We start from the raw sequence: 12,294 nt of genomic DNA on the forward strand, positions 1-12,294 counted from the left end.
TTGGTATTATAAATCAAAACTTGGATGGAGACAACAGGGGATGTCAATTGTAAGATGAAAGAGAAAGGAGAGAGTAACATGTTTACAGTGGTTATACACGCTTTGTTGTTAGCATTCGGTTTGATTTTACCTTTAGGAGTACAAAATGTGTTTGTTTTTAATCAAGGAGTAAATCAACGGAGGTTCAAACAGGCGCTTCCCGTAGTGGTGACGGCTTCTGTTTGTGATACGATTTTAATTATAGTCGCAGTGCTGGGAGTTTCAGCAGTAGTTGCTGCTTTTTCGTTTTTTCAAACGCTTATTTTTGGAATAGGTTTTCTTTTTTTAGCGTATATAGGCTTTGTAACATGGAAGAGCGAACCTTCGAAAACGTCATTAAAGGAAGGAATGACGGTAAAAGCGCAGATTCTATTTGCTGCTTCTGTATCTCTGCTAAATCCTCATGCGCTGATGGATATTATGGGCGTAATCGGAACAAATTCTCTACTGTACAGCGGAAAGGAAAAATGGGTTTTTACGCTGGTGACGATATCCGTTTCATGGATATGGTTTTTGTCCTTAGCTTTTGTAGGAAAAGCAGTAGGAAAAATGGATTCAAATGGGAAAATAATGATTTGGGTGAATAAGGTTTCTGCATGTATGATTTGGGGAGTGGCTCTTTACATGGCAAAAAGCATCTTTTTTCAGTAAAATAGATGCTAAAAGGAAACTTGTGTAATAGAAAGAAGTGCTTTTTTTCTAGAAAGCGAGGGTAAAAGATGATTCAAGGAATTAATCATATATGCTTTTCTGTGTCAAATTTAGAACGGTCCATCACATTTTATCAGAAAGTGTTAGGAGGGGAACTTTTAGTGAAAGGAAAGTCCACTGCTTATTTTAGTTTAAATGGATTGTGGCTGGCGTTAAACGAAGAAAAAGATATTCTTAGATCAGACATTCAGTATTCGTATACTCATTTAGCGTTTTCTATTTCCATTGAAAGCTTTGACGAGGCAAAAGAACTGTTAAAACAGTATAATATAACCATCTTACCGGGAAGAAACCGCGACGATAGAGACAAAAAATCCATTTATTTTACGGATCCGGACGGCCATAAATTTGAATTTCATACCGGTACGCTCCAAGACCGCTTAACATATTACCAAGAAGCCAAACCTCATATGAAATTTTATTCGCTAGAAGAGTAATACCATATTAGTTTTATAAGGTTACAATTCTATTACAGTCCCATTCTTCTCTCAGTTATCATTAAACAAACGATAGGGTTGTGATATAATGGAAAAAAAGTGAGGAGGAGGAAGAATGTATACCGCAAAACAGGTGAAGTTTGGTTCGCATATTGTGATAGGCGTACTTTTCGGCATACTAGCTGCGATGTTAATCGGCACTTTTTATCAAAATGTACCGGGTGTATTACCATACGGAATGATTAGCGGACTTGCAGTAGGACTAGTAGCAGATACATATTATACAATTAAAACAAAAATAAAGGTTATCTAATATAGAGAGTAAGAAAAAGCAGTGAGGCTATAGCTTCACTGCTTTTTCTGTTTCAGATTATATCACTCAAAAAGCACTACATTCAATCCGCTTCTGCGGTAACAGGTTAGAAGCGTGTACAGTTCTGCACGGTGATGGTATAAATGAGACTGAATTTCAAGGAGCCACTCAAAACGTGTATACGTGCATCCCCAATAGGATGTCTGCAGTGAAAAAAGCTTTCGTTCGTCAAAAGAAGAGTAAACTGCTTTTAGCTGATTGAAGCCCTCTACTAAAGCTGCTTTGAGTTCTAGCTTTGTATAAGCTGGATGCTGCAGATAAAAGTCATTCATTTTATCTGCAGAGTAGCCTAAGGAAATATAATAGTCTGCAGTACAAATGAGACATAAATGCTGCAGCAGCTCTTGAATAGACCGCTTGTGAGGGAGGGGACGATAAGCAAGCTCTTCTTCTGTAACGTCATTAATGATTGCGGTTAGGGAATGGATGTTAACGTTTATTTGATTAAACACCATCTCACAGTACGAATTCATGTATTCACATCCTTTTTATTCAAATAAATACCGCATTTTTTGATCGAGCCAGTACTCTGATTTTCCATTGTTATCGAGCTTGATATAGCAATCGACAATTTCATCATAAATGAATTCCTTTTCTTCTACTAAATCAATAAATTTAATGAGTAAAAATACGGCTTTTGAAACTTTTCCATTCTCACAAAGCCATTCTTTCATCCAGATTAATAAGTCAAGAAGAATAATCTCTATTTTTACTCGGATATCAAGGAACCAATCGTCATAAATTGTTGTTAAATAATGAGGAACTAATTGGTGCAGTCGCTGTTCAGCTTCCTTGAATTTCAACGCCGGATCAGACTGTTCGGTGATCCACTGAAGGTCAGTTAATAAATCTAATCCATCGCTTGACACATCTGCGTTTAAAGAAATGAGCTGCCTGTTAACAAGTAAAACCGGCTCTGCGTTTTCTGCGTTCAATAACTTTTTTAAATGAGACAAATAGACGCGTAAATTCTTTTTGGCGTTGCTTAAAGGAATTTCGGGCCACAGCGCTTCGCATAGCTGTTCCCTGCTGATAGAATGGTGAAAAATAAGATATAGTAAAATTTCTTGAGCAAAGCGCTTATTCCAGCCCTCTGTAATAAGCTGGCCGTTTACATAGACGGAAAAAGAGTATAAGAAATCTACTTTAAGAGAGGGTGTGTGGGCATGAAAGTCTTTTTGAATGTCTATAGCCGTATCACTTTCCCAGTTTTTAAGCATTTTCATAGAGTCATTCCTTAAAGAAGACAGTTGAGTTTTATTACTTTTAATAAAATCTACGGCAATTTCTTTGAGTAAAGTTGTTTTTTCTTTTACTAAAAATAAAGAATGTGCGTTAGGTATGGTCATATGACTGTAGTTTTTTAAAAACATCGTTTTTGAAATCAGATACTGAGATGAAACCAGCAAATCATTTTGGCCAGATAAAGTGAGTACAGGAAGTGAAATACTAGTCAACTCTTGAAATAGATTGTCTGTAATAGATAGTTTAAGAAAGCGGAAATATACACCGGGATCCATTTTTTTAAGTCTTTCAATTACCTGTTGTATGTTTGTAGGTTCCAGACTCTCTAGTTTGCCTAATTCGAAAATTTTATCTACCGGTATTTGTTTTTTACTTTCTTCGTTGTAACATCTCTTAATCTTTTGAAGGGTGCTATCTGAATAAAAAGGAAGAGACAATAGTATCAGTCCCGCAATAAGAAACTCATAGCGGGCAGCAAATTTAACAGCGATTTGTCCTCCAAATCCCACGCCAACTAAGTAACATTTCTTTATATGTAACGTATGTAATAAGTGGAAAAGATCTTCAATGTGAGCCTCAAACGATATCTCCCCTGTAGCGGAGGCGCTATTTCCTGTCTCTCTCAAATCGTATTGAATAACACAATAATGTTGGGTTAATTCTGCAGTAATAGAATCAAAAAGCGTATGATCAGTGATAACAGAATGAACCATCACAATGGTTTCTGTCTTGTCAGTGAATACGGGCGAATGAACTTCATAGTGAATTTTTTCTGTCGCCGTATGCAGAAAAGGCATAAAAACAATCCTCCTAGTGTCTAACTGTAGCGTTTGTGTAACGGTAAAATTATTATGATAAGAATAGACAAAAAATTCAAAAAAATGGGTGCTTTTTAGTAATTAAAAAATGTCTAATGTTCTAGTAATATCCATTATACTGTAAAACCATAGTGAGAAATAAGGGAGAATGCCCAAAAACAGCAAAAAGAAAACGTTATCAATTTCGAAAAAAGAAGAAAGGAGGAGAATTATGAATTTTAAAGACGAAAATACGTTAGACTTAGAATGGGTTATGCTCATAATGGAAGCAAAACAAACAGGTATAAGCATCGAGGAAGTTAGACAATTTTTACAAAGTATTAGCTCAAATTCTTAGCCAATACACTAGTAAGGAAATAAAGAATTCTCTAGGCATAGATAACCTTTATAGCGAGTCTCAAGCTATGTCCACTAGATGTATAATCATCCCTTTACAGTAAGAACGTTTATTTATAATACACGGTAAAGTGAAATTATGGTATTATTATCGATAAGTAAGAATTAGTAAGGGTGATTAAAATGACAATTGGCCAACGTATTCGAGATCTCAGAACGAAACAGGGAATATCGCTAACAGAACTTGCAAACCGAGCGGGTGTTGCTAAATCGTACATATCTTCAGTAGAAAGAGGAATTCAGCTCAACCCATCTATTCAATTTCTAAACAAAATTTCTACCTCATTGAACGTGAGTATTGATAGATTGATTCATGAGCCTATGGATAAATCTGAATCGTTGGATATTGATGATGAGTGGCTTGAGTTAGCAAAAGAAGCAGCGGAGTCAGGAATAAGCAAAGAGCAGTTTAAACAATTTCTTGAATTTCAAAAATGGCAGCGGGCAAAGCAAGATTAACTTCGCGGAATATACATAAAAGAGAACTTACATAGAACAACTGCTAAAAAATCATGATTGCAAAAAAGAGATTCCATTTATCTATGGAATCTCTTTTTTTTAGGCTTAAGAAGAAATAAAATGGGACGAGAATTCTTTTTCTCGCTGAAACTGAATACGTTCAAGAGTTATTAATTTAGGCTTTCTTTTCTGTTCAAACTGTCTCAATGTTTCTGAAATCTCTTTGTTTTGATAAAAAACTTGATGCAGTAAGTCAGACAGTAAGTCAGCATCTTTTAATGACTCGTTTAATCCAAAAGCGCCAGTGGGAGTCATCGTATGAGCAGCATCCCCTAATAATAACAGGTGATGCTTTGACCATACTTCGCTTATGCTGCTTTGCACAGAAAGAAGCGTAAAGTCTGACCACGACTTAATAAACCTTTCTATTGAAAGGTTTAAGCTAGGGAAAGCGTCTATTAAACGCTGAATAAACGGTCTAAACGATTGTTTTCGAAGAGCAGGATAGCTGCCTTTTTCAATATTCCATCCGATTTGAACAAAGCCTTTTGCTTGAGAAAAAAGCGCCACCTGCTGCTGCTTCACAAGTGCAAATTTAATAGAAGGCTCCCAATTGGCAGGTGCAGGAATTTTCGCCCAAAGCAAATCGTATCCATGATTGTGGATATTGTTTTTTATGTGCGCAAGTTTGCGAACAGTTGAATATCGACCATCTGCTCCAATAATGATTTTACTTTCAACTATTATTTCACCCCGGCCTTTTTGCTGAGCTTTTATTCCAGTATATTGGCCTTTTTCATTCTGCATTAGTTCCGTTATTTTTGTGCCCAGCATAAGCTTGTAGGAGGGATGGATGCTTGCCTGGGTATTTATAGACTGAAGGAGATGCTGCTGTGGAACATGAATTCCTGCATGTCCAAGTTCAGATTCTATCGTTTTGAATATATGTCCATCCTTCCAGTATTCGACCCTAGACATTCGAAGGAGGCCTAAGCTTTCAATTTCTTCAAATATATGATGTTTCTTAAGAATCATTTCTCCATCTTCATTTAAATGTTCGCCTCGAAATTCTTTTCCAAGCTTATCAGATCTCTCTATCAGTATAGTTGATATATTTTGTTTAGCCAGTAGATAGGCTAGTAGAGCACCGCCTGGTCCGGCTCCTATTATACACACATCTGTTTGATAGTTCATTTTCTTCACCTTGTTTGTTATATGCAATTAAGTTACTTTTAGTAAGTATATTAACTTTTATAAATGCTAATGTCAACTTTTTTATAACTTTTCTTCTATGGAATTCGCTCTTTGGACAAAACATAAATAAGGTTCTACATAATCAAAGTCAAAGATTAAGTTTTATGGTAAACTAAAATACACAAATTATTTTGAATAATTTGTATAAAAAGGTGACACTTCAAAATTGTTGAGAAAAAGCACGGTTGGAAAGCTGCAGGATTTTTAGCAAGAAGAGTAGAGATCGTCTCTGAAAATTCTAGCAAACTCCAATTTCGACTGGAGGATGATTATGACAAAAGTAGAACATTATATTCAAGCATTGGGTAACAGTGCAGATTTGCTAACAAAAAGGCAGACAAGCATTTACTTCGAAAAACTTTTAAACACCTTTCCTTTTTTAACAATCATGCAAATTAATTGGAGAAAAGTATTAATTAAAAAGTCCACCCGGCATATTGAAGAAATCAAAAAATGGCTTCAAGAGATGAATATAAAAGAACATCAGGTTGTTTTATTTTGGAAACGAGCAACTAAAGCTGTAAGCGTCGATTTAGATCAGGCTTTACTGTTTTTTCAACAAACAGCTGATCTTACAGAAGAAGCATTTATTTACTGTCCGTCTGTTGACTATGTAATTGAGTATTTTAAAGACGGTAAAATGATGATTGGTTTAGCAGCACGCTAATTAAAAGGAAAAAGAAAGCTGAGAGAAGAGGGGAATGAGAACTTCTTCACTCAGCTTTTTATGCATATAAAATCTGAAAAATACGAAACATAACGTTATTTACAACATAAATTACCTTCTCTTTATAATTAGTGGGAAAAGTATTGACATTTTCCATAAAACAAATATAATTAACATTAATCATATTGTTAATTGTAAAAAGAGCGATCAGGAGAAATGATGAATGTCGAACAAAAAAGCAATGACGAATCAAAAGAAAAAAGAATACCCTAAACCATATGGCTATACGTCAGATATTGCTGTATTTACGATTGTGACGGAAGAAAAAGAACCATACAAACCACCTAAAATGAATTTGAAATTAATGCTTATCCAACGAGCAATGGTGAATGCAGAGGGAGAAAAGAACAGCGAAGCAGGAAAATGGGCGCTTCCCGGCGGATTTGTCCAGCCTGATGAATCAGCTTTTGAAGCGGCCAAAAGAGAGCTCGAAGAAGAAACGGGCGTAAAAGATATTCATTTAAAACACTATGGTGTCTATGATGAGCCTGGCAGGGACGATAGAGGATGGGTCATTACAAACGCACATTATGCAATCGTCCCAGAAGATAGTCTAATAAAGCGAAAAGCGAATGATGATGCTGCTCGAGTTGAATTATTTAAAATAGATGAAATCTTTTCATTGCCTTTAGCTTTTGATCATGAAATCATCATTCGAGATGCAATCAAGGAAATTAAGAAAGATTTATTGCAAACGACCATTGCCCAGAAGTTTCTGCCTTCTCAGTTTACATACTCTGAGCTGCAGGCTGTGCTGCTTACCGTAACGGATGATGCAGCGATTAAAAGTGATCAGGCCTTTGCACGAAAAATAAGAATGCTGCCATTTATTGAAGAAGTAGACGGAAAAACAACGACGAGAACGTCTAAAAAACCAACAAAGCTCTACCGGTTTGTTGAAATGAATGTGATGAAGCCAATCTATACAGCACGCTATTAAAAGAAAAACTTCCAATTCAAATAATTAACAATATGTTAACTGTTAATTTTTACTTATGAGGGGGAAACATAATGAAAAAAGCACTGATTAACATCGATTATACAAATGATTTTGTAGCTGAAAACGGAGCTTTGACATGCGGAGAACCAGGGCGACACATTGAAACATCCATAAGCGATATTACGCGTCAATTTATTGAGCAAAACGAGTATGTCGTGTTCGCCATTGATTTTCATAAAGAAAATGATTCCTTGCATCCAGAATCAGCGCTGTTTCCGCCTCATAATGTTGAAGGTTCTGCAGGAAGAGAGCTATACGGAAAGTTAAATGATTTATATAACGTGTATCAATCAAAGGCAAATATAGAATGGATGAATAAAACGAGATACAGCGCATTTGCTGGAACGAATCTGGAGATTAAACTGCGAGAAAGACAAATTACCGATGTCTACTTAGCAGGTGTATGTACGGATATCTGTGTACTTCATACAGCAGTAGATGCCTATAATAAAGGGTTTGCTATTTATATTTATGAAAAAGCCGTAGCAAGCTTTAATCAAAAAGGTCATGAGTGGGCGCTTGAACATTTTAAATCTTGCCTCGGAGCAGAAATTATTTAAGGACATAAAAGTGGAGGAAATCAATGAATATGTTTACGGATGACAGCGTAATGCTACACACCGATTTATATCAAATTAATATGGGAGAAACGTACTGGGAAGATAATATTCATCAAAAGAAGGCTGTTTTTGAAGTTTTCTTCCGCAAACTTCCTTTTGGGAATGGCTATGCTGTTTTTGCTGGGTTAGAAAGAATTATTGAATATATTAAAGCATTTAAATTTAGCGAATCAGATTTAACCTACTTGCACGAAGAATTAGGTTTTAAAGAAGATTATTTAGCTTACTTAAAAGACCTTACGTTTACTGGAACGATTCGATGTATGCGTGAAGGTGAGCTTGTGTTTCATAATGAACCAATTTTACGTGTAGAAGCACCATTAATTGAAGCTCAGCTCGTAGAAACAGCTATTTTGAATATTGTGAATTATCAAACGCTGATTGCGACGAAAGCAGCTCGAATCAAACATGTAGTAGGAGATCAAGTGGCAATGGAATTTGGAACACGCCGCGCTCAAGAAATGGACGCTGCTATTTGGGGAACAAGAGCAGCCTATATTGGCGGATTTGGTGCTACTTCTAACGTGCGAGCAGGAAAGAAATTTGGAATTCCAGTTGCAGGAACGCATGCTCATGCAATGGTGCAAGCTTATAAAGACGAATATATTGCATTTCATAAATATGCTCGTCGCCATAAAAACTGCGTGTTTCTAGTTGATACGTACGATACGTTAAAATCAGGAGTTCCCAATGCCATTAAAGTAGCAAAAGAATTAGGCGATAAAATTAATTTTACAGCGATTCGCTTAGACAGCGGCGATTTAACATATTTATCTAAAAAAGCTCGTCAAATGTTAGATGAAGCAGGGTTTACAGAGACAAAAATTGTTGCTTCCAACGATTTAGATGAAGATACGATTATGCATTTAAAGTCGCAAGGGGCACAAATAGACACGTGGGGAATTGGTACTAAGCTCATTACTGCATATGATCAGCCGGCGCTTGGAGCAGTGTATAAACTCGTCTCTATTGAAGGAGAAAATGGCGAGATGATGGATACGATTAAAATTAGCGCGAATCCTGAAAAAGTGAGTACACCAGGGTTGAAGCGCGTATATCGTATTATTAATAATTTGAATGGGAAATCTGAAGGGGATTATATCACGATGGAAGACGAAGATCCTCAAAGCGAAGAACGTTTAAAAATGTTCCATCCTGTTCATACGTTTATCAGTAAATTCGTCACAAATTTTGAGGCAAAAGAACTCCATCATGATATCTTTGTAAACGGAGAGCTTGTGTATGAAACAGAAGAACTTCAGGAAATTCAGCAGTACGTAAAAGATAATTTAGAGCTGCTTTGGGATGAATATAAGCGCACGCGCAATCCTGAAGAATATCCAGTAGATTTAAGCGAAAAGTGTTGGGAAAATAAAACGCGTCAAATTGCGTACGTAAAACAAAAAGTAGCGGAAGCCCTAAATAAAAAATAGTAGGGAGCTGGAGACATGTCAGATACGCTTGCTTATTTTCAACAGCTAAACCCTGATAAGAAAATAGATAAGCTTTTAGAAAAAGGAGCGAAAATTGGGATTTATGGTTCTTCTTTTGATCCGGTTACCAATGTTCATCTTTGGACGGCCTCAACGGTTGCGCACCGAAAGAAGTTAGATGCTATTATCTTTTTGCCTTCGTCGCACAAACGAACAGATAAAAAGCTCCAGACGTCGGATGAGCACCGTGTAAATATGGTTAGCTTAGCGATTAAAGACAACCCGAAATTTTTGCTCGATACGTATGAGCTAGACGTATTGCCCGGCTATCATTACACATACTACACTATGGAGCACTTTAAAAAATTGCTTCCACACGCTGACTTATTTTTTATTATGGGAGCCGACTTACTTCAAGATATTGGTGAAGGCAAGTGGAAGAAAGCAGATGAACTTATTAGTAAAAACCAGTTTATCATCATGGCAAGAGAGGGAATAGACATGTTGAAAGCTATTAGTCATTCTCCTTTGCTTCGAAATTATGACGACGGCCGGTTTCACCTTCTTGATAAAGGGCTGGCGATGGAAATCAGCTCTACTTATATTCGTCAAGAATTTGCCCGGGGCGGAGAACCAAGATATTTAATGCCTGATCTCTGTTATTTTTATAGTAAAAAACATGGACTGTATCAGTAAGAAATCTACATATAATGGAAGGAGAGCATGTATCATGTCAGACATGCAAGAAAAAATAAGAAAAGAGCTACATGTGAAATCTGAAATTGATCCAGCACAAGAAATTCATGCCCGCGTTGATTTTCTCAAAAACTACCTAAAGTCAGCAAATGCAAAAGGCTTTGTATTAGGTATAAGCGGAGGGCAGGACTCTAGCTTAGCTGGACGATTAGCGCAGATTGCTGTAGACGAATTGCGAAAAGAAGAATATGAAGCAAAATTTGTAGCCGTTCGCTTGCCTCATGGCACGCAGCATGATGAAGCGGATGCGAAGGCGTCACTAGAATTTATTAAACCTAATGAAACATATACGTTTAATATTAAAAACACGGTGGAAGCATTTGAAAGTTCGTTTACAGGTGCTACAGATATAGCGCTGTCTGATTTTCATAAAGGAAATGTCAAAGCACGTACGCGTATGATTGTACAGTATGCAATCGGAGGAGAAAATGGCCTTTTAGTTATCGGAACCGATCATGCAGCAGAAGCAGTAACAGGCTTTTTTACGAAATACGGGGATGGCGGAGCAGACGTGCTGCCTCTAACGGGATTAACAAAACGTCAAGGAAAAGCATTGCTAAAAGAATTAGGTGCAGATAAACGATTGTACGAAAAAGTACCAACAGCTGACTTATTAGATAATAGTCCTGGTCAATCTGATGAAACGGAACTAGGAATTTCTTATGATGAACTAGACGATTATTTGGAAGGAAAAGAAGTATCACAACAAGCCGCTGAAAAAATTGAACAGCGCTATCGTATTACTGAACATAAGCGTCAGTTACCGGCTAGCATGTTTGATGAATGGTGGAAATGAGAGAAATGCCCATATTAGGTATATCTAATATGGGCATTATTTTGACTGATTTCTTTCATAAAACAAAAAAGAGGCGGAAAAAGTGTAATTTAACGAATTGTTTTCTCATACACACTTTGTTATTCTTACGCACTTTGGTATAATGAAGTGCTTTTAATATTATTGAGGAGGAACATTTTTTATGGCAGTTGAAGTAGGTAGCAAGGTACAAGGTAAAGTAACAGGTATTACTAATTTTGGAGCATTTGTAGAATTACCTGGAGGTCAAACTGGGCTTGTACATATTAGTGAGGTAGCTGACAGCTATGTAAAAGACATTAATGACCATCTTAAAGTTGGTCAAGAAATTGAAGTGAAAGTCGTTAATGAGAAAGACGGAAAAATTGGATTATCGATTAAAAAAGCGATAGATAAACCTGAAAGACCCTCATCTTCTTATTCACAACGCCCGCCACGTCAGGCAAGAAATAATGATAATCGTTCTAAAAGCAACTTCCAACCAAAGGAAAACTTCGAACAAAAAATGGCGCGTTTCTTAAAAGATAGTGAAGATAATTTATCTACACTAAAACGCAGCACTGAATCAAAGCGAGGTGGCAGAGGCGGAAGACGCGGATAAATCCCTTCCACTTTAACTACTTTATTATATAGTTGAAGCAAGCCAGTAAAAATTGGCTTGCTTCTTTTTTGTAATAGCTTAGTATATGCGGTAGAAGAGTAAAGAGAAGGTTAAGTACTTACTTAGTTGTAAAGTAGATGCCAATAGTGACAAGCGATGAGAGAAGATCAAGGATGAGTAGGATGAAATTTAAATCTATCATAATCATGCCTCCCTTTTTGCGAGCGTTGACGTTAGTATCTGCACGAACTACTTTTATTATTCGTAATTTTTAAAAATTTCATTTAATTAAGTGTGATATTTTATATTAAATTAAACTATGTTCTAAATAATAAGTTATAAAATAAAAAACGCTTATAAGAACAATTTTCTTAAAATAATAAAAAAATCTTATAAGTAAACGAAAGGAAAGTAGGAATGAGTCCCTGATAGAAATAGCTAAATTAACAGAAATTCGTCAGTATTCTTGTATATTCATCTAATCTCTTCATAATTTTAGGAATGAAAAAGTGTTGAAAAAGCGAGAAGTAGACAAAATCCTTCATTTTTTGAGCATTAGTGCATAATTTGCATGAATATATAAAATGATTCCATAGACTCAAGGATTTTAT

At 36.2% G+C, this 12,294-nt stretch carries 15 protein-coding genes; 12 read left to right on the forward strand and 3 right to left on the reverse strand.

From position 1 onward, the window contains the following. Positions 1 to 78: 78 nt before the first annotated feature. The 3 genes from LIS78_RS11560 (at position 79) to LIS78_RS11570 (ending at position 1,500) form a co-directional block, all read left to right on the forward strand. Positions 79 to 690 (forward strand): LysE/ArgO family amino acid transporter, encoded by a 612-nt coding sequence (locus tag LIS78_RS11560; RefSeq protein ID WP_252285190.1) that lies wholly within the window; start codon positions 79 to 81, stop codon positions 688 to 690. A gap of 68 nt (positions 691 to 758) precedes the next feature. Next, positions 759 to 1,187 carry a metallothiol transferase FosB gene (gene fosB, locus LIS78_RS11565; protein ID WP_252285192.1) on the forward strand — a complete coding sequence of 143 codons (429 nt, stop codon included), beginning with the start codon at positions 759 to 761 and terminating at the stop codon, positions 1,185 to 1,187. A 115-nt stretch (positions 1,188 to 1,302) separates the two neighbouring features. Further along, a complete protein-coding gene (locus LIS78_RS11570) occupies positions 1,303 to 1,500 on the forward strand; it encodes a hypothetical protein (RefSeq protein ID WP_098979922.1) in 198 nt (65 codons plus the stop codon). Between the two features lie 62 nt (positions 1,501 to 1,562). Here the strand turns inward: LIS78_RS11570 and LIS78_RS11575 are convergent, their stop codons facing one another. Together LIS78_RS11575 and LIS78_RS11580 are read right to left on the reverse strand one after the other, a co-directional pair. Continuing rightward, positions 1,563 to 2,033, reverse strand: coding sequence for a DinB family protein (locus LIS78_RS11575; RefSeq protein WP_209151615.1), 471 nt, complete (start codon positions 2,031 to 2,033; stop codon positions 1,563 to 1,565). A gap of 15 nt (positions 2,034 to 2,048) precedes the next feature. After that, positions 2,049 to 3,602 (reverse strand): alpha/beta hydrolase, encoded by a 1,554-nt coding sequence (locus LIS78_RS11580; protein WP_252285194.1) that lies wholly within the window; start codon positions 3,600 to 3,602, stop codon positions 2,049 to 2,051. Positions 3,603 to 3,834: 232 nt separating this feature from the next. Here LIS78_RS11580 and LIS78_RS11585 point away from each other — a divergent pair, with 232 nt between their 5' ends. Continuing rightward, on the forward strand, positions 3,835 to 3,960 hold the full coding sequence (locus tag LIS78_RS11585; protein WP_075420012.1) for an anti-repressor SinI family protein: 126 nt from the start codon (positions 3,835 to 3,837) through the stop codon (positions 3,958 to 3,960). A gap of 182 nt (positions 3,961 to 4,142) precedes the next feature. Further along, complete coding sequence (locus LIS78_RS11590; RefSeq protein WP_013056901.1) at positions 4,143 to 4,478, forward strand: helix-turn-helix domain-containing protein; 336 nt, start codon at positions 4,143 to 4,145, stop codon at positions 4,476 to 4,478. A gap of 105 nt (positions 4,479 to 4,583) precedes the next feature. Here the strand turns inward: LIS78_RS11590 and LIS78_RS11595 are convergent, their stop codons facing one another. Continuing rightward, complete coding sequence (locus tag LIS78_RS11595) at positions 4,584 to 5,672, reverse strand: FAD-dependent monooxygenase (protein WP_252285195.1); 1,089 nt, start codon at positions 5,670 to 5,672, stop codon at positions 4,584 to 4,586. 331 nt (positions 5,673 to 6,003) lie between these two features. Here LIS78_RS11595 and LIS78_RS11600 point away from each other — a divergent pair, with 331 nt between their 5' ends. From LIS78_RS11600 to LIS78_RS11630, 7 genes are all read left to right on the forward strand, one after another. Then, a complete protein-coding gene (locus tag LIS78_RS11600) occupies positions 6,004 to 6,399 on the forward strand; it encodes a CDI toxin immunity protein (protein ID WP_252285197.1) in 396 nt (131 codons plus the stop codon). A gap of 223 nt (positions 6,400 to 6,622) precedes the next feature. Beyond that, on the forward strand, positions 6,623 to 7,399 hold the full coding sequence (locus tag LIS78_RS11605; protein ID WP_195780159.1) for an NUDIX domain-containing protein: 777 nt from the start codon (positions 6,623 to 6,625) through the stop codon (positions 7,397 to 7,399). Between the two features lie 71 nt (positions 7,400 to 7,470). Further along, entirely contained in the window at positions 7,471 to 8,019 is a 549-nt protein-coding gene (locus tag LIS78_RS11610; RefSeq protein ID WP_252285199.1) for a cysteine hydrolase family protein, read from the forward strand. 23 nt (positions 8,020 to 8,042) lie between these two features. Further along, positions 8,043 to 9,512: a nicotinate phosphoribosyltransferase gene (locus tag LIS78_RS11615; protein ID WP_252285201.1), complete on the forward strand. Its 1,470-nt coding sequence runs from the start codon at positions 8,043 to 8,045 to the stop codon at positions 9,510 to 9,512. Between the two features lie 15 nt (positions 9,513 to 9,527). Further along, positions 9,528 to 10,208, forward strand: a complete 681-nt coding sequence (nadD, locus tag LIS78_RS11620) for a nicotinate (nicotinamide) nucleotide adenylyltransferase (protein WP_252285202.1) — start codon at positions 9,528 to 9,530, stop codon at positions 10,206 to 10,208. A 34-nt stretch (positions 10,209 to 10,242) separates the two neighbouring features. Beyond that, on the forward strand, positions 10,243 to 11,064 hold the full coding sequence (gene nadE / locus LIS78_RS11625) for an NAD(+) synthase (protein ID WP_252285204.1): 822 nt from the start codon (positions 10,243 to 10,245) through the stop codon (positions 11,062 to 11,064). Between the two features lie 181 nt (positions 11,065 to 11,245). Further along, positions 11,246 to 11,683 carry a S1 domain-containing RNA-binding protein gene (locus LIS78_RS11630; protein ID WP_013056909.1) on the forward strand — a complete coding sequence of 146 codons (438 nt, stop codon included), beginning with the start codon at positions 11,246 to 11,248 and terminating at the stop codon, positions 11,681 to 11,683. The last annotated feature ends 611 nt before the right edge of the window (positions 11,684 to 12,294 follow it).

This window comes from Priestia megaterium (genome assembly GCF_023824195.1).
In the GTDB taxonomy this organism is placed as follows: domain Bacteria; phylum Bacillota; class Bacilli; order Bacillales; family Bacillaceae_H; genus Priestia; species Priestia megaterium_D.